The 23,045-nt window shown below is 70.1% G+C and carries 21 protein-coding genes and 2 pseudogenes; 10 read left to right on the forward strand and 13 right to left on the reverse strand.

Annotated features, from left to right (window positions below; all coding sequences use genetic code 11):
- The first annotated feature begins 193 nt into the window (after positions 1-193).
- The 5 genes from AB0J02_RS42490 (at position 194) to cseC (ending at position 4,786) form a co-directional block, all read left to right on the forward strand.
- The gene (locus tag AB0J02_RS42490) at positions 194-1,105 is read left to right on the forward strand and encodes an A/G-specific adenine glycosylase (protein ID WP_363199275.1); all 912 of its coding nucleotides are present in this window, start codon (positions 194-196) and stop codon (positions 1,103-1,105) included.
- Positions 1,106-1,278: 173 nt separating this feature from the next.
- Positions 1,279-1,821: a SigE family RNA polymerase sigma factor gene (locus AB0J02_RS42495; RefSeq protein WP_363199276.1), complete on the forward strand. Its 543-nt coding sequence runs from the start codon at positions 1,279-1,281 to the stop codon at positions 1,819-1,821.
- Positions 1,809-2,486, forward strand: a complete 678-nt coding sequence (locus tag AB0J02_RS42500) for a hypothetical protein (RefSeq protein WP_363199277.1) — start codon at positions 1,809-1,811, stop codon at positions 2,484-2,486. The genes AB0J02_RS42495 and AB0J02_RS42500 overlap by 13 nt, the downstream gene beginning before the upstream one ends.
- Positions 2,487-2,544: 58 nt before the next feature.
- Positions 2,545-3,273, forward strand: coding sequence for a two-component system response regulator CseB (cseB, locus tag AB0J02_RS42505; RefSeq protein ID WP_363199278.1), 729 nt, complete (start codon positions 2,545-2,547; stop codon positions 3,271-3,273).
- Between the two features lie 31 nt (positions 3,274-3,304).
- Positions 3,305-4,786 carry a two-component system sensor histidine kinase CseC gene (gene cseC, locus AB0J02_RS42510; protein ID WP_363199279.1) on the forward strand — a complete coding sequence of 494 codons (1,482 nt, stop codon included), beginning with the start codon at positions 3,305-3,307 and terminating at the stop codon, positions 4,784-4,786.
- A 32-nt stretch (positions 4,787-4,818) separates the two neighbouring features.
- Here cseC and AB0J02_RS42515 read toward each other — a convergent pair whose 3' ends face one another.
- A complete protein-coding gene (locus AB0J02_RS42515; RefSeq protein WP_363199280.1) occupies positions 4,819-5,409 on the reverse strand; it encodes a TetR/AcrR family transcriptional regulator in 591 nt (196 codons plus the stop codon).
- A 194-nt stretch (positions 5,410-5,603) separates the two neighbouring features.
- On the opposite strand from AB0J02_RS42515, the gene AB0J02_RS42520 reads away from it, so the two are divergent.
- Positions 5,604-6,347 (forward strand): SDR family oxidoreductase, encoded by a 744-nt coding sequence (locus tag AB0J02_RS42520; RefSeq protein ID WP_363199281.1) that lies wholly within the window; start codon positions 5,604-5,606, stop codon positions 6,345-6,347.
- A 173-nt stretch (positions 6,348-6,520) separates the two neighbouring features.
- Here the strand turns inward: AB0J02_RS42520 and AB0J02_RS42525 are convergent, their stop codons facing one another.
- A complete protein-coding gene (locus tag AB0J02_RS42525) occupies positions 6,521-6,799 on the reverse strand; it encodes a hypothetical protein (protein WP_363199282.1) in 279 nt (92 codons plus the stop codon).
- 32 nt (positions 6,800-6,831) lie between these two features.
- On the opposite strand from AB0J02_RS42525, the pseudogene AB0J02_RS42530 reads away from it, so the two are divergent.
- Positions 6,832-7,551 (forward strand): annotated as a pseudogene (locus AB0J02_RS42530) (low temperature requirement protein A); the annotation flags it as partial.
- A 129-nt stretch (positions 7,552-7,680) separates the two neighbouring features.
- Here AB0J02_RS42530 and AB0J02_RS42535 read toward each other — a convergent pair.
- Positions 7,681-9,285, reverse strand: a complete 1,605-nt coding sequence (locus AB0J02_RS42535; RefSeq protein ID WP_363199283.1) for an MDR family MFS transporter — start codon at positions 9,283-9,285, stop codon at positions 7,681-7,683.
- Positions 9,286-9,432: 147 nt separating this feature from the next.
- Between AB0J02_RS42535 and AB0J02_RS42540 the strand changes: the two genes are divergently transcribed.
- On the forward strand, positions 9,433-10,014 hold the full coding sequence (locus AB0J02_RS42540) for a TetR/AcrR family transcriptional regulator (protein ID WP_363199294.1): 582 nt from the start codon (positions 9,433-9,435) through the stop codon (positions 10,012-10,014).
- Positions 10,015-10,026: 12 nt separating this feature from the next.
- Here the strand turns inward: AB0J02_RS42540 and AB0J02_RS42545 are convergent, their stop codons facing one another.
- A complete protein-coding gene (locus AB0J02_RS42545; protein WP_363199284.1) occupies positions 10,027-10,680 on the reverse strand; it encodes a M23 family metallopeptidase in 654 nt (217 codons plus the stop codon).
- A 597-nt stretch (positions 10,681-11,277) separates the two neighbouring features.
- Here AB0J02_RS42545 and AB0J02_RS42550 point away from each other — a divergent pair.
- Positions 11,278-14,439 carry an NACHT domain-containing protein gene (locus tag AB0J02_RS42550; RefSeq protein ID WP_363199285.1) on the forward strand — a complete coding sequence of 1,054 codons (3,162 nt, stop codon included), beginning with the start codon at positions 11,278-11,280 and terminating at the stop codon, positions 14,437-14,439.
- A gap of 71 nt (positions 14,440-14,510) precedes the next feature.
- Here AB0J02_RS42550 and AB0J02_RS42555 read toward each other — a convergent pair whose 3' ends face one another.
- Positions 14,511-17,042: an ATP-dependent Clp protease ATP-binding subunit gene (locus AB0J02_RS42555; RefSeq protein WP_363199286.1), complete on the reverse strand. Its 2,532-nt coding sequence runs from the start codon at positions 17,040-17,042 to the stop codon at positions 14,511-14,513.
- Positions 17,043-17,475: 433 nt separating this feature from the next.
- On the opposite strand from AB0J02_RS42555, the gene AB0J02_RS42560 reads away from it, so the two are divergent.
- The gene (locus AB0J02_RS42560; RefSeq protein ID WP_363199287.1) at positions 17,476-18,099 is read left to right on the forward strand and encodes an SCO3374 family protein; all 624 of its coding nucleotides are present in this window, start codon (positions 17,476-17,478) and stop codon (positions 18,097-18,099) included.
- Here AB0J02_RS42560 and AB0J02_RS42565 read toward each other — a convergent pair.
- The 8 genes and pseudogenes from AB0J02_RS42565 to AB0J02_RS42600 all read right to left on the reverse strand — a co-directional run.
- On the reverse strand, positions 18,078-18,413 hold the full coding sequence (locus tag AB0J02_RS42565; RefSeq protein WP_363199288.1) for an Lsr2 family protein: 336 nt from the start codon (positions 18,411-18,413) through the stop codon (positions 18,078-18,080). The two genes, AB0J02_RS42560 and AB0J02_RS42565, sit on opposite strands and share 22 nt — an antisense overlap.
- Positions 18,414-18,663: 250 nt before the next feature.
- Complete coding sequence (locus AB0J02_RS42570; protein ID WP_363199289.1) at positions 18,664-19,224, reverse strand: amino-acid N-acetyltransferase; 561 nt, start codon at positions 19,222-19,224, stop codon at positions 18,664-18,666.
- A gap of 9 nt (positions 19,225-19,233) precedes the next feature.
- On the reverse strand, positions 19,234-19,698 hold the full coding sequence (locus tag AB0J02_RS42575; protein ID WP_363199295.1) for a BlaI/MecI/CopY family transcriptional regulator: 465 nt from the start codon (positions 19,696-19,698) through the stop codon (positions 19,234-19,236).
- Between the two features lie 112 nt (positions 19,699-19,810).
- Positions 19,811-19,993: a hypothetical protein gene (locus tag AB0J02_RS42580; RefSeq protein ID WP_363199290.1), complete on the reverse strand. Its 183-nt coding sequence runs from the start codon at positions 19,991-19,993 to the stop codon at positions 19,811-19,813.
- A 13-nt stretch (positions 19,994-20,006) separates the two neighbouring features.
- Positions 20,007-20,603 carry a hypothetical protein gene (locus AB0J02_RS42585; RefSeq protein ID WP_363199291.1) on the reverse strand — a complete coding sequence of 199 codons (597 nt, stop codon included), beginning with the start codon at positions 20,601-20,603 and terminating at the stop codon, positions 20,007-20,009.
- 340 nt (positions 20,604-20,943) lie between these two features.
- Positions 20,944-21,741, reverse strand: a complete 798-nt coding sequence (locus tag AB0J02_RS42590) for a type III pantothenate kinase (protein WP_363199292.1) — start codon at positions 21,739-21,741, stop codon at positions 20,944-20,946.
- A 10-nt stretch (positions 21,742-21,751) separates the two neighbouring features.
- Positions 21,752-22,747: a carboxylating nicotinate-nucleotide diphosphorylase gene (nadC, locus tag AB0J02_RS42595; RefSeq protein ID WP_363199293.1), complete on the reverse strand. Its 996-nt coding sequence runs from the start codon at positions 22,745-22,747 to the stop codon at positions 21,752-21,754.
- A pseudogene (locus AB0J02_RS42600) lies at positions 22,744-23,045 on the reverse strand (L-aspartate oxidase); the annotation flags it as partial. The pseudogene AB0J02_RS42600 and the gene nadC, both read right to left, overlap by 4 nt.

The raw sequence follows: 23,045 nt of genomic DNA on the forward strand, positions 1-23,045 counted from the left end.
CCCCGACTTGGGCAATCTGCCGCCTTGGGCGGCAGGGTGGGCAAGGCGGCACCCCCAGCGCCGGGGCACCGTGTAGGCAGGCCTCGCGAAAGCGGTGCGGCGGGACACCTGTGCGGCATCCGGTCGGACGCGGTGGCGATCGACGCGGGTCAGGCGTGAGCCGGGCGGTCGACGTGGCAGGATCGGTTGTGCCATGACTGCGCTCACGAAGACACCCGAGAACGTCCCCGGTCGCTCCGATCTTCACGAACCCGTCATCGACTGGTTCGACGACCACGCCCGAGACCTGCCCTGGCGCCGCCCCGACGCGGGCTCGTGGGGCGTGATGGTCAGCGAGTTCATGCTCCAGCAGACGCCGGTGAGCCGGGTCCTGCCCGTGTACGAGCAGTGGCTCGCCCGGTGGCCCCGGCCCGCCGACCTCGCCAAGGACGCGCCCGGCGAAGCCGTACGCGCGTGGGGCCGGCTCGGATATCCGCGCCGCGCGCTGCGGCTGCACGGCGCCGCCGTCGCCATAACGGAACGCCACGGCGGCGACGTACCGACCGGTCATGCCCAGTTGCTGGCGCTGCCCGGTATCGGTGAGTACACGGCGGCCGCGGTCGCCTCGTTCGCGTACGGGCAGCGTCACGCCGTGCTCGACACGAACGTGCGGCGGGTCCTCGCCCGCGCCGTGACCGGCGTGCAGTACCCGCCGAACGCCACCACCGCCGCCGAGCGCAAGCTCGCCCGCGCGCTGCTGCCCGAGGAGGACGAGGTGGCCGCCAGGTGGGCGGCCGCGTCCATGGAGTTGGGCGCCCTCGTGTGCACGGCCAAGAACGAGGAGTGCAACCGGTGCCCGATCGCGGCGATGTGCTCGTGGCAGCTGGCGGGCAAGCCCGCGCACGACGGGCCGCCGCGGCGCGGGCAGACGTACGCGGGGACGGACCGTCAGGTGCGCGGCAAGCTGCTCGCGGTGTTGCGGGACACGGTCGGCCCGGTGCCGCAGGCCGCGCTCGACCGCGTGTGGCACGAGCCGGTGCAGCGGGCCAGGGCTCTGGACGGCCTCGTCGACGACGGGCTGGTGGAGCCGCTCGCGGGCGGGTTCTACCGGCTTCCGGCCGGGTGAGCCGGTCGTCTTTTTAGGCGGTCCTTAGGTTCGTTACACAACCGACGGACAGCCGTGCGTTCGTCGCAGGCTGGAACGGACAACGCCGTGACAACCCCTCCGTAACTTCTTCCACGTAACCGCACATGACCGGTGCGGCTCAACGGGGAACAGGTAGCGGGAGGCGGTTGATCATGGCGCACGGCGGCGAGGTGCTCGGGTTCGAGGAGTACGTCAGGACGCGGCAGGACGCCCTGCTGCGCAGCGCCCGGCGCCTGGTGCCGGACCCCGTCGACGCCCAGGACCTGCTGCAGACCGCGCTCGTGCGGACGTACGGGCGGTGGGACGGCATAGCGGACAAGCGGCTTGCCGATGCCTATCTGCGACGCGTCATGATCAATACGCGGACCGAGTGGTGGCGCGCCCGGAAGCTGGAAGAGGTGCCGACCGAGCAGCTGCCCGAGTCGGTCGTGGACGACTCCACCGAGCAGCACGCCGACCGCGCGCTCCTGATGGACATCATGAAGGTGCTGGCACCGAAGCAGCGGAGCGTCGTGGTGCTGCGACACTGGGAGCAGATGTCCACAGAGGAGACGGCCGCCGCGCTCGGAATGTCGGCCGGAACCGTGAAGAGCACGCTGCACCGGGCCCTCGCCCGGCTCCGTGAGGAGCTGGAGAGCCGCGACCTGGATGCCCGCGCGCTCGAACGTGAGGAGCGGGAGCGTTGCGCGGCCTAGGCACACGTGCCTCTCGGATCCGTAGGGCCCTGAGGGTCCTGAGGGCAGGGAGTTCGGCGATCGCCGGGCTCGCCGCCGTCGGGATTTTCCTCGGGGCCCTCGCGGCCTGTTCGGCCGGGGGCACGGGCGCCCGCGACGAGGGGCCCGCCCGGACGGACCCGGTGGGTTCCACCGAGGCGGCCTCCTCCGCGGCTCCCTCCCCGTCCAAGAGCCCGAAGAGCGTGGACGCGGTGCGTCTGGTGAAGGCGGACCCGAAGGTCAGCACCGACATCAAGCGCGACCTCAAGCCGTGCGTGGCGAACGAGTACCCGGTCGACGTGAGCTACGGCAACCTGACGGGCGGCGCGTCGAACGATGTGGTGGTCAACGTGATGACCTGCGGCGACGCCGTCGGCATCGGGACGTATGTGTACCGCGACGAGGGCGGAAAGTACCAGAATGTCTTCCAGGCCGAGGAGCCCCCGGTCTACGCGGAGATAGACCGGGGTGATCTGGTGGTCACCAAGCAGGTGTACGAGAAGGGCGACTCGGTCGCCTCTCCGTCGGGTGAGGAGATCCTCACGTACCGCTGGAGCGGCGGGCGCTTCGCCCAAAAGAGCCGCACGCACAACGACTACAGCCATGCCGTGGACGGCGCGTCCCCCGCCCCCACGGACGATGGCTGAGCCGGCGAGCCGACGGCTGAACAGAGGCACAGAGATCCAGAGAACGGATGGAGACCGCATGGGCGAGCGCAAGGGTGAGCAGACCCACGTGCTGTTCGTCGAGGACGACGACGTCATCCGCGAGGCCACCCAGCTCGCCCTGGAGCGCGACGGCTTCGTGGTCACCGCCATGCCCGACGGGCTCGCGGGGCTGGAGGCGTTCCGCGCGGACCGGCCGGACATCGCGCTGCTCGACGTCATGGTGCCGGGGCTCGACGGGGTCTCCCTGTGCCGCCGGATCCGTGACGAGTCGACGGTCCCGGTGATCATGCTCTCCGCGCGCGCGGACTCCATCGACGTCGTGCTCGGCCTGGAGGCCGGGGCCGACGACTACGTGACCAAGCCGTTCGACGGGGCCGTGCTCGTGGCCCGGATCCGTGCCGTGCTGCGCCGCTTCGGACACGCGGGCGGGCCGACGACGGGGGGTTCCGGCGGTGCCGAGGAGTCCGCGGGCACGGACGGGGGCGTCCTGCACTTCGGTGACCTGGACATCGACACGGAGGGCATGGAGGTCAGGAAGGACGGCGCCACGGTGGCGCTGACGCCGACCGAGATGCGGCTGCTCCTGGAGTTCTCCTCGGCGCCCGGCACCGTCCTCTCCCGCGACAAGCTCCTGGAGCGCGTCTGGGACTACGGCTGGGGCGGGGACACCCGCGTCGTCGACGTCCACGTCCAGCGACTGCGTACGAAGATCGGCCAGGACCGCATCGAGACGGTCCGCGGCTTCGGCTACAAACTGAAGGCCTGACCGGGCTGATGGGGAAGCGGATATGAGGGGGATGAGGGGGACCGCGGACACTCCGCGCCCACGTGAGCCGATCGGCTCCACCGGCCCGGCCGGTTCGGCCCGGGCAGGCGTTGCGCCCCGCGCTGCCGGCCCGCCCGCGCCGGCAGCACCCGGCGCCCGCGCGCTGCGCGCCCTCCTGCCCCCACGGCTGCGGCACAGCCTGCGGACCGGGGTGCGGTGGAAGATCAGCGTCGCCATCGCGCTCGTCGGCGCGCTCGTCGCCCTCGCGCTCAGCCTCGTGGTGCACAACGCGGCGCGTGTCTCGATGCTGGACAACGCGCGCGATGTGCAGGACGAGCGGATCCAGTTCGTGCAGCGGCAGTACGAGGCACGCGGCGGCAATCTGCCCGTCGGATTCAGGGTCAACGACTCCGATATGCCGCGTGAGCTGCGCACCAAGGCTCTCTCCGGCCGCCGCGCCACCTTCGTCTCGGAGCCGTCCAACGGCGTACCGGACATCTGGGCCGCGGTCCCGCTCGGCAACGGAGACCTGCTCTCGGTGCACACCCGCTTCACCGACCGCAGCGCCACCGTCATGAAGGACCTCGACCAGGCCCTGATCATCGGCTCCATCTCGGTGGTCTTCGGCGGCAGCGCGCTCGGTGTGCTCATCGGCGGCCAGCTCTCGCGCCGCCTGCGCAAGGCGGCCGGCGCGGCCCGCGAGGTCGCGCAGGGCCGGACCGACGTCCGCGTACGGGAGGCCATCGGCGGTGTAGTGCGGGACGAGACCGACGACCTCGCCCAGGCCGTCGACGCGATGGCCGACGCGCTCAAGCAGCGGCTCGAGGCCGAGCGCCGGGTCACCGCGGACATCGCGCACGAGCTGCGCACCCCGGTCACCGGCCTGCTCACGGCGGCCGAGCTGCTGCCCGAGGGCCGGCCGAGCGAGCTGGTGAAGGACCGCGCGCAGGCCATGCGCACGCTCGTCGAGGACGTGCTCGAGGTGGCCCGGCTCGACAGTTCGGCCGAGCGGGCCGAGCTGCAGGACATCATGCTGGGCGAGTTCGTGGAGCGCCGGATCGCGGCCCGCGCCGCCGACGGCGTCTCCGTGCAGGTGATCCACGAGTCCGAGGTGACGACCGACCCGCGCCGCCTGGAGCGCATCCTGATCAACCTCCTGGCGAACGCGTCCAAGCACGCCCGGCCGCCCATAGAGGTCAGCATCGAGGGCCGCGTCATCCGGGTCCGCGACCACGGCCCCGGCTTCCCCGAGGATCTCCTGGAGGAGGGCCCGAGCCGCTTCCGCACCGGGGCCGCGGACCGTGCGGGCCACGGTCACGGCCTCGGCCTGACGATCGCGGCCGGTCAGGCCAAGGTCCTGGGAGCCCGCCTCACGTTCCGCAACGTGCGGCCGCCGGGGGCCGACCCCGGCACCACTGCCGAGGGGGCGGTCGCCGTGCTGTGGCTGCCCGAGCACGCCCCGACGAGCACCGGCAGCTTCCCGATGCTGCGCCTGCCCGATGCCAGGAAGTGACCAGGAAGTGCCCAGGAAGCAGAAGCCCCTCGTCAACTCCCCTGCCTGACCAGGGAGTCGGCCAGCTCCGTCGCCTCCCGTTCCCCCAGCGGGGCGTGCCCGAGCAGGAACCGGTACCAGAAGACCCCGTAGACCTGATCCACCATCAGGTCGAGGTCGCGGTCCGCCGCCAGCTCGCCGCGCTCCCTTCCACGGGCGAGCACTTCGCGCAGCGCCGTCCTGCGCGCTTCGGTGAACTCCCGCATCAGGTCGGCGAGATGAGGGTCACGGGCGGCTTCCCGTGCCAGCGTGCGCAGGGCGGGGCCGACCGGCGTCGCCTGCGCCCCTTCGAACGTGGCGGCGACCACCGCCCTCAGCTCCTCGCGCAGCGACCCGGAGCCGGGGTCCGGCACGTCCTGCGCGGCGCGGTCGGTCAGCGCGTCGAGCAGGACCGCGCCCTTCGACGGCCACCACCGGTAGAGCGTCTGCTTGCCGACTCCCGCCTCCCGCGCGATGGCGTCCACGCCGACGGGCGCCCCGTCGGCGTCCGCGAGCAGCCGCAGGGCCGCGTCGAGCACGGCCCTGCGTGCCTCCTCGTTGCGGCGGCGCCCGGTGTGGGCCCGGTCGGCACTGTTCATCGCCATCGCCTCTTCCTGCCTTCTCTTCTTCTCCGCGTTCCCGGCCGCATTCTTCTCGGTCGCCGTCGGCTTCCGGAAACCCCTTGACGAGACTATCGGTCTCGGCAACACTTACTTTACCGAGACCGACGGTCTCGTCAACAACTCAGGAAGACGCGCTTCCACTCAAGAAGCTTCCGGGAACCGAGGACAGGGTCACCATGACTTCTGCGACACCCTCCAGCACCCCCACCCACACCGTCGTCATGGGCGGCAGCTCCGGCATCGGCGAGGCCACGGCCGCGCTGTTCGCCCGGGGCGGCGACGAAGTGACGATCACCGGCCGCGACCGGACGAAGCTCGACGAGGCGGCCGCCCGGATCGGCGGCAAGACCTCCACGTACCGCATGGACGCCACCGATCAGACGGACATCGACGCCTTCTTCGCCACCACCGCCCCGATCGACCACCTGGTCATCGCGGTCAGCGGCGCGGCGGGCAGCGGCCCCTTCGCCGATCTGGACCTGGCCGACCTCGCGCACGGATTCGACGCCAAGTTCTGGCCTCAACTGCGCATCCTGCAGGCGTCGTTGGCGCACCTGACCGAGCACGCCTCGGTCACCTTCATCACGGCCGCGTCGGCCCGCGCCGCCTTCCCCGGCACCTCGGGCCTGGCCGCGATCAACGGCGCGCTCGAATCGATGGTGCCCCCGCTCGCCGTCGAGCTCGCCCCGCGCCGGATCAACGCCGTCTCCCCCGGGGTCATCGACACCCCCTGGTGGGACCGCGTACCGGCAGAGCAGCGCGAGCAGTTGTTCGCGGGGCTCGCGGCGACGACCCCCGTGGGCCGCGTCGGCACCCCCGAGGACGTGGCGGCGGCCATCAACTCCCTTGCCACAAACGGCTTCATCACCGGACTGGTCCTGGACTGCACCGGTGGGGCAAACCTCGCGACGGGCCGCTGAGCGGGGGATCTCCGGGCTGCTCTCGCGCCCATGACCATATCCCGCCCCGCCGCGGATGCTCCTCAACAGCCCGCACCTGTAGGGGAGTTGCCGCGCCGCGCCACCTGGTTCGAGCTCTTCGGCGAGCTCGTGTTCGTGGCTGCGGTCGGCCAGGCCACCCATCGGATCGGCAGTCATCCGCACACGGCCTCCATCGCCGCCACGGCGGCCCGGTTCGTCCCGCGTGGCGGACCCGGCTCCTGTACGCGGTCCGCGCCAACCGCGCGGACCGCGACCTGACGGTCCAGCGCCTGCTCACCGCGGCCGGGCTCGCCGCCGTCACGGGGACAGCCGTCCACCTCGGCGGCGTCGGCCGCTCCCGGGGCGCCGGCACCGGCTTCGTCATCTCCTACCTGTGCGCCCGCGCGGGCATCGCCGCGCTCTGCCTCCGGGATCTGCGGGCTGCGCCGCATCGCGACGGTGTACGTGACCGGGCTCGGCGCTCACGGCGATCGTCTGGCTGACGGCCGCTCTCGCCCCCGACGGCCCGGCCCGCTACGTCACGGGGGGCCTCGCCATGGCGGCGGAGCCGGCCCTGCCGCTGCTCGGCGGGCACCGGCTGAGCGACAGTCCGAGCGACGCGGAGCACCTGCACGAGCGGTTCCGCCTGTTCACGATCATCGTCCTCGGCGAGAGCGTGCCGGGCTCCACCAACGGTCTCGCCGAAGCGCACACGGCCCCCATGGCGGCGCTGAGCGGGGCCGCCGCGTTCGGCCTCACGGCCAGGTTTTAGTGGTCGTACTTCAGCGCGTCGAGCACCCGCCCCTGCGCCCACGAGCAGCTGGCCTCCGGCGGCCGTCACATGCACTTCTACGTCTTCGGGCACCTGCCGATCCAACTGGCCCCGGCCGTCACGGGCGGCGCGGTCGGGGCGGCGGTGGCCACCGCCGCGCCCCACCCGAACCCGCCGCCGGCCGCCTGTGTGCTGGGCGGCACAGCCGTGTTCCTCACCTCGACGGCCCTCGTCCGGGCATCCTTCACGGGCCTCCGGGAGCCCGTGGTCCTGATCCGGCCCGGGGCGGCCGCGGCCACCCTCCGTCTGCTGCCCCTGGCCGGCCCGCTGACGGTGGCGACCCTGGCGGCGCCCGCCGTGCTCCTCGCCGCATCGGTCGTGGCCGAGGCCCCGGGCCACCGGCGCCGCCTCACCGATGCGCAAGGGGCGTGAGCGCTTACTCGTAGGGGCTCATACGAGCTCGTACGGAAAAGGCGTACAAGCTCGTACGGAAAAGGCAACGGCCCCGACGCCGAAGCGCCGGGGCCGGAGGAGCCGAGGGTGGATAGGGGAGCGGTCCGCTCAGACGGACTCTGCGACCGCCTTGCCGCCCCGCGCGGCGTCCCCAGCCGCACCGCCCTCGGCCGGCTTGTCGTCGGCCGGCTCCTGCGGACCGGCACCGCGCAGCGCGACCTCCTTCACGAACCAGGCCGCGATCAGCGCGCCGATCGCCACGATCGAACCCAGCAGGAACGCGGAGTGCGCACCGGACGAGACGGCGAACTGGTAGGCCTCGCGGGCCGGCGCCGGCAGCTTCGCCAGGCTCGCCGCGTCGAGCTGCGCCGACTGCTCGGTGATCTTCCCGCCGAGCGCCCCGGCCTTCTGGGCCATGATGTCCTGCACCTTGTTGTTGAACAGCGCGCCCATGATGGCGACACCGAACGACGAGCCCAGGGTGCGGAAGAGCGTGGTGGACGAGGATGCGACGCCCATGTCCTTCATCTCCACGCTGTTCTGCGCGACCAGCATCGTGATCTGCATCAGGCAGCCCATACCGGCGCCGAGCACGGCCATGTAGACGCCGGAGGTGAACCGCGAGGTCTCCGTGTCCATCTGCGAGAGCAGGAACAGTCCGGCCACCATCAGCACGCTGCCGACGATCGGGAAGACCTTGTACTTGCCGGTGTTCGTGGTGACCCGGCCCGCGAAGAGCGAGACGACCATCATCGACAGCAGCATCGGGAGCAGCAGCAGACCGGAGTTGGTCGCGGACGCGCCCTGTACGGCCTGCTGGTACAGCGGGAGGAAGAGGACCGCGCCGAACATCACGAAGCCGGTGATGAAGCCGATCAGGGACATCAGCGTGAAGTTGCGGCTGCGGAAGATGTGCAGCGGAAGGATCGGTTCCGCGGCCTTGGTCTGGGAGAAGACGAACCCGACGAGCGCCGCTACACCGATGCCGGTGAGCTCCATGATCACCGCGGAGGTCCAGGCGTACTGGGAGCCGCCCCAGGTGGTGACCAGCACGATCGAGGTGATGCCGACGGTGAGCAGGGCCGCGCCCAGATAGTCGATCTTCCCCGAGGAGCGCTTCTTCGGCAGGTGCAGCACGACGGTGATCATGGCCAGTGCGACGGCGCCGATGGGCAGGTTGATGTAGAAGGCCCAGCGCCAGCCGAGGTGGTCGGTGATGGTGCCGCCGACCAGCGGTCCGCCGATCATGGCGAGCGCCATGACGCCGGCCATCATGCCCTGGTACTTGCCGCGCTCGCGGGGCGGGATCAGGTCGCCGATGATCGCCATGACGCCGACCATCAGACCGCCGGCGCCGAGGCCCTGGATGGCGCGGAAGCCGATGAGCTGGTTCATGTCCTGGGCCATGCCGCTGAGCGCGGAGCCGATCAGGAAGATCACGATGGAGGTCAGGAAGGCGCCCTTCCTGCCGTACATGTCGCCGACCTTGCCCCAGATGGGAGTGGAGGCGGCGGTGGCGAGCGTATAGGCGGTGACCACCCATGACAGGTGCGCGAGTCCGCCGAGCTCGCCGACGATCGTCGGCATCGCGGTGCCGACGATCATGTTGTCGAGCATGGCGAGCAACATGGCGATCATCAGCGCCAACAGCACCACGCGCACGCTACGTGGCTGCTTCACCTGCTCTTTTTCCTGTATCGCTGCTTTCTCCATGATCCCCAGCTCCCCCAGAACGGATGAGATTCCGGGACTTACTTGACGCCCGGCTAGTTACCTACAATGGTGAAGGTAGAACGCCAACTAGCCGGGCGTCAAGTAAGTTTCTCCCAAGAGAACTTCAAGGAGCACGAGAGGCACGCGATGGTCACGGGCAGCAGCAAGCCGCAGCAACGGCGCGGGGACACCCGCCAGCGCATTCAGGACGTGGCCCTCGAACTCATCGCCGAGCAAGGGTACGAGAAGACCTCTCTCCGGGAGATCTCCGAGCGCCTGGGCGTCACCAAGGCCGCGCTCTACTACCACTTCAAGACCAAGGAAGACATCGTCGTCAGCCTCTTCGACGACCTGATGACACCGATCGACGAGCTGATCGCCTGGGCGAGGGAGCAGCCGCCGACTCTGGAGACCAAGCGCGAGATCCTCACCCGCTACGGCGTCGCGCTGACCAACGCGGCCCCGCTCTTCCGCTTCATGCAGGAGAACCAGGCGACGATGCGCGAGCTGACCATCGGCGAGGACTTCAAGGAGCGGATGAAGGGCCTTCTCGATCACCTGCTGCCCGAGAACGTCACCATGACCAACCGGGTGCGCTGCTTCAGCGCCCTGTTCTCCATGCATGCGGGGATGTTCGTCCTCAAGGACGTCGAAGGCGACCTCGAGGAGAAGCGCAAGGCCATCCTCGAGGTCGCCACGGACCTGGTCACCCAGGCCCACGAGAGCTGAGCTCCCGGTGGATCAGACGTGCACGCCCTTGCCGTTCATGAAGGCGACGGGGTTCACCGCGGAGCCGTAGTTCGGCGTCGTACGGATCTCGAAGTGCAGATGCGGGCCGCTGCTGTTGCCGGTGTTGCCGGACTTCGCGATGTGCTGGCCCGTGGACACGGTCTGGCCGACGTGGACGTCGACCTGGGAGAGGTGCGCGTACTGCGAGTACGTGCCGTTGGCGTGCTTGATCACTACGGCGTTGCCGTAGGCGGGGCCGTCGCCGGCGCCGTTGCCGCCGGTCTTGACGACGGTGCCGCCGTGCACGGCCATCACGTTCGTGCCGATCGGCACGGCGAAGTCCTGGCCGGAGTGCTTGCCGGAGGCCCACATGCCGCCGCCCTGGGCGTAGCCCGCGGAGAGCTTGTAGTTCTTGACCGGGTCGATCCAGGAGGCGGCCTTCTTGGCGGCGGCCTGGTGGGCGTTGGTGGCGGCCTTCGCCTGGGCGGTGGCCTGCGCCTGGATGGACGCGCCGGAGACGCCCGGCAGCGCGCCCTGGGCGGAGTCGGCGGCGAACGCGGCCCCGGTGCCCAGTGCGGCCGACATTCCGAATCCGGCGGCCACGACGGCGGCGCGCTTGCGGAGGATCGACGTACCGGGACGGTGGGACATGGTGCGCTTCGACATGCGGGAGACCTCTTCGAGCTTCGGGGACATTCGGGTCCGGTCGCCCTCCGGGGCCTGTACGGCCCCTTACGGGCAAGAAGGGACCCGGCACACGTCCTCGTGTCACCGGGTCGGCCATCCCTTGGTAACCCCGGCCCCGGCCCGGACTCAAAACCCCGATCTACTACGTGGCCTCGTACGTCCGGCCGGTGACCGGGACCTCTTGACACCTCTCACGCCGGGGGCGGCGAATGCCGGATTTATCCTCTGATCCATGGTTTAACCCCACTTCAAGGGCGCATGTCCAGGCCTCGCACGGCCGTGCCGCCCTCCACATCTTTAAATCGGACAATTCACCAGAAGCCGTCGAGCCTGTAACAGCCTCCCCTCTGGGTCAACGCTCCACTATTTCCGGTAGTACCGGACAATTCGCCTGTGCGTCATGTCACCGAGGTACAAGATTCAACCGCTGCCGAGTGTGATCGGGGCAACCCTCCAGGACCCCGATCCAGCCGTGGACCCGACCCCATCCCGCCGCGCACCCGTCCGGTGGCATCCGCCCCGCCCCTGACCTCAACTCCCGCCCCAGCCAACCGTGTTGCCCCGTACCCTCGATCCATGGTCGATCCGGGAACGGTGGGGGTCCGTGTCGCGTCGAGTGCCGTCACACCCCTCGTACGCAGGCTGTTCGTGCCGCCCGGCCCCGGCGCGGCCCTCACCGAGCGGCCGGTGCGCCTGTCCGCGCTGGTCACCTTCCGGGGCGAGCAGCGCACGCTGGGCGCCAGGGAGCTGCGCCGGCTCGTCCGCGAACTGGTCCGGCGCACGGAGCAGCGGCTCGTGCCGGACGAGTCGGACGCGGTCGCCGACGCCCTCGAACTGACCCTCTACGCCCTCGGTGACCTGGATCTCGACGACGTGCAGGCCGTGGACCTCGGCCACGCCGAGCTCGCCGCGCGGCTGCACGAGCAGGCGGGCGGCGACCGCCTGGTGCGCCTCCTCAGCCAGGACGCGACGGCCCTGTACAACCGCCTGCTGGACAGCGCCTGCGTCAACATCCTGCACTTCTTCACGCAGCGCTCCCCCTTCGTGGCCCGCACCCTCGTCGAGCAGAGCAGACGGCTGCGCGAGCTGATCGACCGCACGGACATCCTGATCGAGCGGCTGGGTTCGCAGTCCGCCGACGACGCCGGGTTCGAGGCCCGGTACGCCTCCCACATCGCCAGGAAGCACAGCAGCCTCACCATCTACGGCATCGACCTCGATCAGAGCCGGCAGTGGCCGCTCGACACGGCGTACCTCAGCCTGCAGGCGGCTCACCAGCCGGAACGCACCCTCACCGGCACGCCGTGGGAGGAGGAGCGCTGGACCCAGCCCCTCTCCCAGCCCGTCGAACAAGCCCTCTCCGGCCATGCCCGGGTCCTGCTGCGCGGCGTCGCGGGCTCCGGCAAGACCACGCTCGTGCAGTGGCTCGCGGTGGCCACGGCCCGGCAGAGCCGGCTCAGCGGTGAGCTGGCCCACCTCATCGGCCGCGTCCCCTTCGTCCTGCCGCTGCGCACGCTGACCCGCAAGGGCGCCGCGCTCCCCCCGCCCGCCGACTTCCTGCGCGCCGTCGGCTCGCCCCTGACCGGCGCCCAGCCGTCCCGCTGGGCGGACCGCGTACTGGCGGCGGGGCGCGCCCTCCTCCTGATCGACGGCATCGACGAGATCCCGGAGGGGGAACGCCCCCGCGCCCGCGCCTGGCTCACCGACCTCCTGTCCGCCTACCCGGACAACCTCTGCCTGGTCACCTCCCGACCTTCCGCCGTACGCAACGACTGGCTGGGCAGCGAGGACTTCACCGACCTGACGCTCGCCCCGATGCGCCGAGAGAACACCGCAGTCTTCGTCGCGCGCTGGCACGAGGCGGCGGGCGCGGACCCGGCGCTCGGCGCGGCCCTGCTGGACGCGCTCCGCACCAAGCAGGATCTGGGCGCCCTCGCCACCAACCCCCTCATGTGCGCGCTCATCTGCGCCCTGCACCGCGAGCGCCGGGGCTTTCTGCCGCGCGGCCGCAAAGCCCTCTACGACGCCGCGCTCTCCATGCTGCTGGAACGCCGGGACCGCGAACGGGACATGGCGGGCGCGGGCCTCGACCTCGACGAGGAGTCCCAGACCGAACTCCTGCAGAAGCTCGCCTACTGGCTGATCCGCAACGGCCGCTCCGAGATGGACCGCGACGACGCCGTCGGCCAGCTGGCGCGGCTGCTCCCGGCCATGCCGCACGTCGCCGGGCAGGGCGGCGCCGACACCGTCCTGCGCCATCTGCTCGTCCGCTCCGGTCTGCTGCGCGAACCCGCCGCCGGTTCGATCGAGTTCATCCACCGCACGTTCCAGGACTACCTCGGCGCGCGGGCCGCCGTGGAGGAACGCGACTTCGACCTGCTCGTCCGCCACGCCCACCTCGACCAGTGGGAGGACGTCCTGCGGATGGCCGTCGCCCAGGCACGCCCCGACGAACGGGCGCGTCTGCTCCGGGGCCTCACCGAGCGCGGCGACGCGGAACCGCAGCGCCGCAAGCGGCTGCGGCTGCTCGCCATGGCCTGTCTGGAGCACGCCACGAAGCTCGATCCGCAGGTGCGGGAGAAGGTCGAGAAGCGGGCGGCGGAACTGATCCCGCCGCACAACTCCCGCGAATCCCAGGCGCTGGCCGAACTCGGCCCGATCGGCCTGGGCCTGCTGCCGGGCCCGGCCGAACTGGACGAACCGGAACACGGCCAGTACGTCGTCCAGGCCGCCGGCCTCATCGGCGGGGAAGCGGCGCTGCCCACCTTGGTGAAGTACCGGGACAGCGAGCTGCCCGGCGTCGGCTTCCAACTCGGGCAGTTCTGGGGCAAGTTCGACACGAAGATGTACGCCGACACGGTCATCGCCCACCTGCGCGACAAGCCCCGCGTCTCCGTCACCGCACACAACGAAGCCCAGCTGACCGCGTTGCGCCGCCTGGGTGGCTACACCGACCTGGACTGCGTCGGCGACTTCTCCGCCGACTGCCTCGAGGAGCACCTGACGGCCCTGCCGGTCCGACGGCTGCGCATGGCCTCGAACGAGACCCTCGACGATCTGGAATTCCTCGCGCGCATCCCCGGCCTGCGCGATCTGACGCTCTACCGGTGCCGGGGCGTCGCCTCCCTGGAGCCGCTGCGCGGGCTGCCCCTGGAGCACCTCTTCATCGGCGAGGCGCCACTCCTCGACGACCTGGGCCCCCTGCGCACCCTCACCGCGCTGGCCTACCTGAACCTTCGATCGGTGCCGGGGGCCCTGGACCTCACCGACATCTCCCGGGACGCTCCCCTGACGACCCTGTTCCCTCCCACGAACGTGCTCGGCCTGGCGCCCCTCCTCGACTTCCCCCGCCTTGAGCTGGTCGGCCTGGACATCGACTCCCTGCTGCTCCCGGAGGACTGGGACGTGCTGGCGCGGCTGCGGAATCTGGCCTACGTGATGCTCAGCCGCTTCGAACTGGCCTCCATGGCATCCCAGGGCGTCGTACTGGACCAGGTGACCACCCTCCACCTCATCGGCCACCAGGGCGCCGTCGACACCGGGGCCGTCCCGCTCACCTTCCCCGCTCTGCGGACGCTCACGGTGACCGGCGCCGCCGAGATCGACCTGGCACCGCTGGCCGAGTGCCGCCGGCTGGAGACCTTGTACGTGACGGATGCCGGTGCCGTCCGCTCGGCGGAGGATCTGCCCTCCCGCATCCGGCTGGTGCTCACTCCGCGCCCCGCCTGGCAGGCATGACGAAGGGGCCGCCCCGGGCCGGTGTTGAACACCGGCCCGGGGCGGCCCCTCACAGGCTCACCCGGTAAGGGCTACGCCTCCTTGCTCAGATTCGGCCCGGCGGAACCGCCCGCGGCCGCGTCCTCGATCGGCGGGACGTCGGGCAGCGGCGACTTCTCCTCGCCGCGGAAGGTGAAGGTCTTGGCCTCACCCTCGCCCTCCGTGTCGACGACCACGATGTGGCCCGGACGCAGCTCACCGAAGAGGATCTTCTCCGAGAGCGTGTCCTCGACCTCGCGCTGGATCGTGCGACGCAGCGGACGCGCGCCCAGCACCGGGTCGTAACCCTTCTTGGAGAGGAGCTCCTTCGCGGACTGCGAGAGCTCGAGGCCCATGTCGCGGTCCTTGAGGCGCTCGTCCACCTTGCCGACCATCAGGTCGACGATCTGCAGGATGTCGTCCTGCGTGAGCTGCGGGAAGACGACGACGTCGTCGACACGGTTGAGGAACTCGGGGCGGAAGTGCTGCTTGAGCTCGTCCGAGACCTTGTTCTTCATGCGCTCGTAGTTGGACTTCGTGTCACCCGTGGCGGCGAAGCCCAGGTTGAAGCCCTTGGAGATGTCACGGGTTCCAAGGTTGGTCGTCATGATGATGACCGTGTTCTTGAAGTCCACGACGCGGCCCTGGGAGTCGGTCAGGCGACCGTCCTCCAGGATCTGCAGCAGCGAGTTGAAGATGTCCGGGTGGGCCTTCTCCACCTCGTCGAAGAGGACGACGGAGAACGGCTTGCGGCGCACCTTCTCGGTCAGCTGACCGCCCTCTTCGTAGCCCACGTAACCGGGGGGCGAACCGAAGAGACGCGAGACCGTGTGCTTCTCGCTGAACTCCGACATGTCGAGGGAGATCAGCGCGTCCTCGTCACCGAAGAGGAACTCGGCGAGCGCCTTGGACAGCTCGGTCTTACCGACACCGGACGGGCCGGCGAAGATGAACGAACCACCGGGACGCTTCGGGTCCTTCAGACCGGCACGCGTACGACGGATCGCCTTCGAGAGCGCCTTGACGGCGTCCTTCTGGCCGATGACCCGCTTGTGGAGCTCGTCCTCCATGCGCAGCAGACGCGAGGACTCCTCCTCGGTCAGCTTGAAGACCGGAATGCCGGTGGCGGTCGCGAGGACCTCGGCGATCAGCTCGCCGTCCACCTCGGCCACGACATCCATGTCGCCGGCCTTCCACTCCTTCTCGCGCTTGGCCTTCGCGGCGAGCAGCTGCTTCTCCTTGTCGCGGAGAGAAGCCGCCTTCTCGAAGTCCTGGGAGTCGATCGCCGACTCCTTGTCGCGACGCACGCCCGCGATCTTCTCGTCGAACTCGCGGAGGTCCGGCGGCGCGGTCATCCGGCGGATGCGCATCCGGGAGCCGGCCTCGTCGATCAGGTCGATCGCCTTGTCCGGCAGGAAGCGGTCCGAGATGTACCGGTCGGCGAGCGTGGCCGCCTGCACGAGGGCCTCGTCCGTGATCGAGACACGGTGGTGGGCCTCGTAGCGGTCGCGCAGACCCTTGAGGATCTCGATGGTGTGCGGCAGCGACGGCTCCGCGACCTGGATCGGCTGGAAGCGGCGCTCGAGGGCCGCGTCCTTCTCCAGGTGCTTGCGGTACTCGTCGAGCGTGGTGGCACCGATGGTCTGGAGCTCACCGCGGGCCAGCATCGGCTTCAGGATCGAAGCGGCGTCGATGGCGCCTTCCGCGGCACCCGCACCGACCAGCGTGTGCAGCTCGTCGATGAACAGGATGATGTCGCCGCGGGTGCGGATCTCCTTGAGCACCTTCTTGAGGCGCTCCTCGAAGTCACCGCGGTAGCGGGAACCGGCGACCAGCGCACCCAGGTCGAGGGTGTAGAGGTGCTTGTCCTTGAGGGTCTCGGGCACCTCGCCCTTGACGATGGCCTGGGCGAGGCCCTCGACGACGGCGGTCTTGCCGACGCCGGGCTCACCGATCAGGACCGGGTTGTTCTTGGTGCGGCGCGACAGCACCTGCATGACGCGCTCGATCTCCTTCTCGCGCCCGATGACCGGGTCGAGCTTGGACTCACGAGCGGCCTGCGTCAGGTTGCGGCCGAACTGGTCGAGCACCAGGGACGTGGAAGGCGTGCCCTCCGCAGGACCGCCGGCAGTGGCGGTCTCCTTGCCCTGGTAACCGGAGAGCAGCTGGATGACCTGCTGCCGCACCCGGTTGAGGTCTGCGCCCAGCTTGACGAGGACCTGGGCGGCGACGCCCTCGCCCTCGCGGATCAGGCCGAGCAGGATGTGCTCCGTGCCGATGTAGTTGTGGCCCAGCTGAAGGGCCTCGCGGAGCGACAGCTCCAGGACCTTCTTGGCACGGGGGGTGAAGGGGATGTGCCCGGACGGAGCCTGCTGGCCCTGCCCGATGATCTCCTCCACCTGCTGGCGGACCGCCTCGAGCGAAATCCCGAGGCTCTCCAGGGCCTTAGCGGCGACACCCTCGCCCTCGTGGATCAAGCCCAGGAGGATGTGCTCGGTGCCGATGTAGTTGTGGTTGAGCATCCGGGCTTCTTCCTGAGCCAGGACGACAACCCGCCGCGCGCGGTCGGTGAACCTCTCGAACATCGTTAATCGCTCCTCAGAGCGGTCAGGCAGTAAAGGGGTCGGTCCCCTCCCTGTCCTTCCGCAGCTTAGTCCCGCAAGCGGGGACCGCTCATTCCAACTGCCGACACCCGCTCAAGGCCTCCTGCCCCCGAACGCCGACAACTGCTCCAACACCGATGGTGCGAGACGATGTTCCCGCAGGCCAGGCAGATACCCTCACCATCACTACGCCGATGGCGAACGCGAGATGCCCGGCGAGCACGTGTCGCCCCTCCCACTAGGGATGTCTTACCCGCAAGGACTGACACTCCATGCGGCGCGCGCCGGTTCCCTCCGCTACGGGCGAACACCCTTGCGCCACTCAACACCTCCGCACGCCCCCTTTTCGGCCACGCTGAGCTTCCACAGTGCCACAGCGCGTAACCCCGGGGTGGTCCTCGCGGTTGCTCCCGGCATGGTCGCCCACACACCTGCCTCCGGCACCGCCGTCCCCGCGCCCCGGCGCCCGCTCGAGGTGGCCGGATCCGATGCGGTCCGGCAGTGGTACGAGGACGAGCTCGGCTGGGCCGCTACGAGTGGCCCCGAGGGCGTCCGGCTGCGCACCGGGCTGCGGTTCGACGTCCTGGAACTGCCGGCCGACGCCGGCTTCGCGATGCTGCGCAGACTCGATCCCCGGTCGCCGGTGGCCGTACGGGGCGAAACGATGCGGCTGCTGGTCGGCCCGGGCAGCGCGGACGAGCTGCCGGGCCTGCTCGACTGGCTGGAGTGGGGCGCACTGCCCCTGGACCTCGTCGCCGTCGGGGCGGACGGGTTCATCGACGCGCCGACGCCCCCGGGGTGGACGGGCTCGCAGGAGGCCGCGGTGTGGGTGCGGCCCCCCGAGCCCGGACGCGAGGTGGAACCGGTGCTGCCGGCTCTGACGACCCTGACGGCCGTCTCGACCTGGTCGGTCGTGGGGGGCGGTGGGGGCGCCCCCGATCTCGTACGTCTCGTGGACACGGCGGCGACCCACTGCCACCGGGCCCGGCTGCGCCGCACATCGGCAGCGCCGAATTCTCAGCCGTTGGCCTTCTCGTAGGCCTCGCGGATCGCCTGGGGAACACGGCCGCGGTCGTTCACGTCGTGGCCGTTCTCCTTGGCCCAGGCGCGGATCTGCGCGGTGTCCTGGTTACCACCGGAAGCGGCGCGCGCCTTGCCCCGGCCGCCCGCGGCACGGCCACCGGTGCGCCGGCCGCCCTTGACGTACGCGTCGAGGAGGCCACGGAGCTTGTCCGCGTTGGCGGTGGTGAGGTCGATCTCGTACGTCTTGCCATCGAGCGCGAACGTCACGGTCTCGTCCGCCTCGCCGCCGTCGAGGTCATCGACAAGAAGGACCTGAACCTTCTGTGCCACCGGATTTCCTTTCATCGATATCTGAAGGGCCGACCCTCCGCGACCGAGGTCGCTGTTTCGCCGTCCCCTTGTTATATGCAGTACTGCAGTACGTCGGAAAGCAAACCGCTTTTGCGAGGAAAACACAAACCCCTGGCTGAGATCCAGGAGAGATCTCGGAGTTGTACGCTGCCCGGCCGGGCCGAAAACATGCGCGTTTCGGACATAGGGAACCGCGTGCGGGACGTTGCCGGAATACTCTCCGGGACGATCACAGATGCAGAAGCATCCGGCTGTTGCCCAAGGTGTTCGGTTTCACTCGTTCGAGACCGAGGAACTCCGCTACGCCCTCGTCATAGGAACGCAGCAGCTCGCTGTAGACATCGGTGTCAACCGTATCGACGGGCGTCTCCCCGATCTCCACGAAGCCGTGCTTGACGAAGAACTCGACTTCGAAGGTGAGACAGAAAACCCGGCGAACACCGAGCCAGCGTGCGGTCTGCAGCAGCTTGTCCAGCACCAGATGACCTACGCCGACGCCCTTGACCTGTGGATTCACCGCGAGAGTGCGGACTTCCGCGAGGTCTTCCCACATGACGTGCAGGGCGCCGCAACCGACGACCTCCGCGTTGTCGTCACGTTCCGCGACCCAGAACTCCTGGATGTCCTCGTAAAGCGTCACCGTCGCTTTGTCGAGCAGGATCCCCTGTCGGCTGTACGCGTCGAGCAGTCGGCGCACCGCCGGTACATCGGCGGTCCTGGCCCTGCGGACGGTGACTGCTTTAGCTGTCGAATCGGAGCTTGTGGAGACTTCAGGGGGCTCTGCTGGCATGAGCGGACGCTATCGCCCGGGCTCCCTGTCCGCTTCCCCGGGTCCTGACGGGACTTCGGACACGACTTCGGCCTGTACTTCGGTGGGCACTTCGGCCGGTACTTCGGACGGCACTTCCGGCTGAACGATGCGCATGGCATCCCTGAGCGCTTCGCGCTGCTGGGACGACATCATGCCGAAGAAGGCGACGAGCGCGGCGGCTGGGTTGTCGCTCTGTCCCCACGCCTCGTTCATCAGTGCGGCCGAGTAGGCGGCCCGGGTGGAGACGGCCTCATATCGATAGGCCCGGCCTTCCGCCTCACGGCGGACCCAGCCCTTCTGATGGAGATTGTCCAATACGGTCATGACCGTCGTGTACGCGATGGACCGTTCCTGCTGGAGGTCCTCCAGGACTTCCCTCACCGTCACCGGGCGGTTCCACTTCCACACCCGTGTCATCACTGCGTCTTCGAGTTCTCCCAAGGGGCGCGGCACGAGCAGCACAATAGTGGGAGAAGTCGGTAATTCAACGCCGGACGTGGCGAACGGCTTCAATCAATGGCAAAAGGGGCGCCCAGTGGGCGCCCCTCTTCACGTCGCGGATCGGTCAGGCGCCGGCTTCGTGCACGCCGTTCTGACGGGCGGCGTCGGCACGCGCGAGGGCGGCGTCGACGGCCGCGTCCTCCTTGGCCTTCTTGTCGCCGCCCTGCGACTTCACGATCGTCACGATCAGGCCGATGAAGAACACAGCCATCACTACCGGGGGCACGAGCGCGGAGACGTATTCCATGTCTCCAGAGTAGCTAGCCCGCGGCCAACTGTTGCGGCGGGGCCGCGGGCTGAACGGGGCGGCGCTTGGGCGGGAAGACCTCCGCCGGGGTGGGCATGGGTTTCGGCGGGGTGCCGGGGGCGGGCCTCGCGGGCTGCCGCTCGGCGCCCGACAGTCCGCCGGGCAGTGCGAGCAGGTGCGAGCGGGAGGCCGGGACGCGGCGGCGGTGGCGCGCTTCCAGCCTGTCCCGTACGCCCTGTTCGGCGAGGGCGCGGCAGCGCTCGAGCAGGGCCGCCGCGGTGGGATTGCCGCGCAGGGCGCGCAGCGCCGCGAGATCGTCGGCGCCGGGCTGGTGGCCTGCCGCCAGGGCGTCCTGGAGGAGGCTCAGATAGCCGGTGAGGGTACCGGGCAGCGCGGCCCGGTACCGGTCGAGGTCGGCGAAGAGGAAGGCCCGCATGCGGGCGCTCTCCCGCGCGGCCTCGTCGACCGATTCCGCGAGTCGGAGACAGTCCCGGACGTCCGTGTCCGAGGCGGGGCTGGGATGGAGGGCCAGGGCGAGGGCGCGTCGGAGCACACGCAGCTCTTCTGCACCGAACGCCAGGCCGCCGCGGTTTCCGTAGGGCGTGGGCATGAAAGGACGATACGTGTCATTACCGACAAAATCGGCTTAACCGGCAATTCGCGGCGTGGCTGGAGTTCCGGATCGGTTCGGGAACGGTTCCGCAGCCGTTCCAGGGCCTGCCTTCAAACTCCCCTCGTCGCCCGGAGGGCGGCCCGGCGGCGTTCGGTGCGTGCTCTCGGCGTGCCGGGTGCAGGGCCTCGTACTGGGCGTACTGGGCGTACTCGGCTTTGCGCCCGGTGCGGCGAGAGTGCGTGCCGGGCGACGCCGGGCAGAGGGGGGTTTGAAGACAGACCCTAGAACCGCGTTCACGGGCCCTGACCTGCCCGAACACAGCCTTGTGCAACACGCTTTAGAGCCGGGACACGTTGCGCTCGTACACCAGCCGCAGGCCGATCAGGGTCAGCCACGGCTCGTGCTCGTCGATGACCGAGGCCTCGCCGAGGATGATCGGCGCGAGCCCGCCCGTCGCGATGACGGTGACGTCGTCCGGGTCGGCCGCCAGTTCCTTGGCCATCCGCTGCACGACCCCGTCGACCTGGCCCGCGAACCCGTAGACGATGCCCGACTGCATGGCCTCGACCGTGTTCTTGCCGATGACGCTGCGCGGCCGGGCCAGTTCGATCTTGCGGAGCTGCGCGCCGCGTACGCCGAGCGCCTCCACGGAGATCTCGATGCCGGGGGCGATCACACCGCCCGCGTACTCGCCGCGCGCGGAGACGGCGTCGAACGTGGTCGCCGTACCGAAGTCCACGACGATCGCCGGGCCGCCGTAGAGCTCGACGGCCGCGACCGCGTTGATGATGCGGTCGGCGCCGACCTCCTTGGGGTTGTCCATGAGGATCGGGACACCGGTCTTGATGCCGGGCTCGACCAGGACGGCGGGGACGTCGCCGTAGTAGCGGCGGGTGACCTCGCGCAGTTCGTGCAGGACCGAGGGGACGGTCGAGCAGATGGCGATGCCGTCGATGCCGTCGCCGAGCTCGTCGCCGAGCAGCGGGTGCATGCCCATCAGGCCCTGGAGCAGGACGGCGAGTTCGTCGGCGGTTCTGCGCGCGTCCGTGGAGATGCGCCAGTGCTCGACGATCTCCTCGCCGTCGAACAGGCCGAGGACGGTGTGGGTGTTGCCTACGTCGATGGTCAACAGCATGGCGGCCGCGTCACTCCGCTTCGCGCAGGTCGAGGCCGATGTCCAGGATCGGCGAGGAGTGGGTGAGGGCGCCGACGGCGAGGAAGTCGACGCCGGTCTTCGCGTACGTCGCCGCGTTCTCCAGCGTCAGGCGGCCCGAGGACTCCAGGAGCGCGCGGCCGGCCGTGATCGCGACGGCCTCCTCGGTCTCGACGGGCGTGAGGTTGTCCAGCAGGATCAGGTCGGCGCCCGCGTCCAGGACCTCGCGCAGCTGGTGCAGCGTGTCGACCTCGACCTCGATCGGCAGGCCGGGGAACCGGTCGCGTACCGCCTGGAAGGCCTGGGCGACGCCGCCCGCGGCGACCACGTGGTTGTCCTTGACCAGCGCGGCGTCCGACAGGGACATGCGGTGGTTGACGCCGCCGCCCGCGCGGACCGCGTACTTCTCCAGGGAGCGCAGGCCCGGGGTCGTCTTGCGGGTGTCGCGGACCTGCGTCTTCGTGCCCTCCAGGGCGTCCGCCCACGCGCGCGTGGCCGTCGCGATGCCCGAGAGGCGGCACAGGAGGTTGAGCGCACTGCGCTCGGCGGTGAGCAGGTCGCGGGTGCGGGTGGTGACGGACAGGAGCTTCTGTCCGGCGCTCACGCGGTCGCCGTCCTCGGCGTGCCGCTCGACCTCGAACTCGTCGGCGGCCACTACGGAGATGAGCGCCTCGGCGACGCGCAGGCCCGCCACGACGCCGTCCTCGCGGGCGGTGAAGTCCGCGGTGGCGACGGCCTCTTCGGGGATCGTCGCGACGGTCGTCACGTCGACGCCGCCGGCCAGGTCCTCGGCGATCGCCATGTGGGCGATGTCCTCGATCTCGACCGGGTCCAGGCCCGCGTCGAGCAGGAGCTGGGCGAGCGACGGGTCGAGACCGCACTCCATGGCGTCCTCGGGGGAGGCCTGCGAACAGCCGCAGTTGTCACCGCAGCCCGCGCTGTCGGCGTCTGCCAGAGGGAGGTCGGGGGTGGCGCTCACGTCGGTCACTGCTCCTGAAGGTTCGTTGCCGGAAAGTCTGCGGTCTGTGTGGTGCGCGTGGCCAGGGTCCGGTCCGGATTGAGTCCTACGACGATGTGGCGGCGCCAGTTCGTGTCGTCGCGGTCGGCGTGGTCCTCGCGCCAGTGGCAGCCGCGCGTCTCCTCGCGGCGGCGGGCGGCGGCGACCAGGACGCGGGCCACGCACAGCAGGTTCGTGGCCTCCCACGTGTCGACGCCCGGCTCGGACGTCTTGCCGTGCTCGGCAAGGGAGTTGACGGCCTCGGCGTGGATGCGGCCCAGCTGCGCGG

Source organism: Streptomyces sp. NPDC050264 (assembly GCF_040655895.1).
GTDB lineage: Bacteria > Actinomycetota > Actinomycetes > Streptomycetales > Streptomycetaceae > Streptomyces.

Excerpts from the sequence above, each read along its gene's own strand:
- AB0J02_RS42555 (WP_363199286.1), bottom strand. The coding sequence starts at position 17,042 with ATGTTCGAGAGGTTCACCGACCGCGCGCGGCGGGTTGTCGTCCTGGCT.
- cseB (WP_363199278.1), top strand. The coding sequence starts at position 2,545 with ATGGGCGAGCGCAAGGGTGAGCAGACCCACGTGCTGTTCGTCGAGGAC.
- cseC (WP_363199279.1), top strand. The coding sequence starts at position 3,305 with ATGAGGGGGACCGCGGACACTCCGCGCCCACGTGAGCCGATCGGCTCC.
- AB0J02_RS42540 (WP_363199294.1), top strand. The coding sequence starts at position 9,433 with ATGGTCACGGGCAGCAGCAAGCCGCAGCAACGGCGCGGGGACACCCGC.
- AB0J02_RS42545 (WP_363199284.1), bottom strand. The coding sequence starts at position 10,680 with ATGTCGAAGCGCACCATGTCCCACCGTCCCGGTACGTCGATCCTCCGC.
- AB0J02_RS42525 (WP_363199282.1), bottom strand. The coding sequence starts at position 6,799 with ATGCGGCGCAGCCCGCAGATCCCGGAGGCAGAGCGCGGCGATGCCCGC.
- AB0J02_RS42490 (WP_363199275.1), top strand. The coding sequence starts at position 194 with ATGACTGCGCTCACGAAGACACCCGAGAACGTCCCCGGTCGCTCCGAT.
- AB0J02_RS42590 (WP_363199292.1), bottom strand. The coding sequence starts at position 21,741 with ATGCTGTTGACCATCGACGTAGGCAACACCCACACCGTCCTCGGCCTG.
- AB0J02_RS42570 (WP_363199289.1), bottom strand. The coding sequence starts at position 19,224 with ATGCCAGCAGAGCCCCCTGAAGTCTCCACAAGCTCCGATTCGACAGCT.
- AB0J02_RS42495 (WP_363199276.1), top strand. The coding sequence starts at position 1,279 with ATGGCGCACGGCGGCGAGGTGCTCGGGTTCGAGGAGTACGTCAGGACG.
- AB0J02_RS42560 (WP_363199287.1), top strand. The coding sequence starts at position 17,476 with ATGGTCGCCCACACACCTGCCTCCGGCACCGCCGTCCCCGCGCCCCGG.
- AB0J02_RS42515 (WP_363199280.1), bottom strand. The coding sequence starts at position 5,409 with ATGGCGATGAACAGTGCCGACCGGGCCCACACCGGGCGCCGCCGCAAC.
- AB0J02_RS42535 (WP_363199283.1), bottom strand. The coding sequence starts at position 9,285 with ATGGAGAAAGCAGCGATACAGGAAAAAGAGCAGGTGAAGCAGCCACGT.
- AB0J02_RS42550 (WP_363199285.1), top strand. The coding sequence starts at position 11,278 with ATGGTCGATCCGGGAACGGTGGGGGTCCGTGTCGCGTCGAGTGCCGTC.
- AB0J02_RS42520 (WP_363199281.1), top strand. The coding sequence starts at position 5,604 with ATGACTTCTGCGACACCCTCCAGCACCCCCACCCACACCGTCGTCATG.
- AB0J02_RS42585 (WP_363199291.1), bottom strand. The coding sequence starts at position 20,603 with ATGCCCACGCCCTACGGAAACCGCGGCGGCCTGGCGTTCGGTGCAGAA.
- AB0J02_RS42580 (WP_363199290.1), bottom strand. The coding sequence starts at position 19,993 with ATGGAATACGTCTCCGCGCTCGTGCCCCCGGTAGTGATGGCTGTGTTC.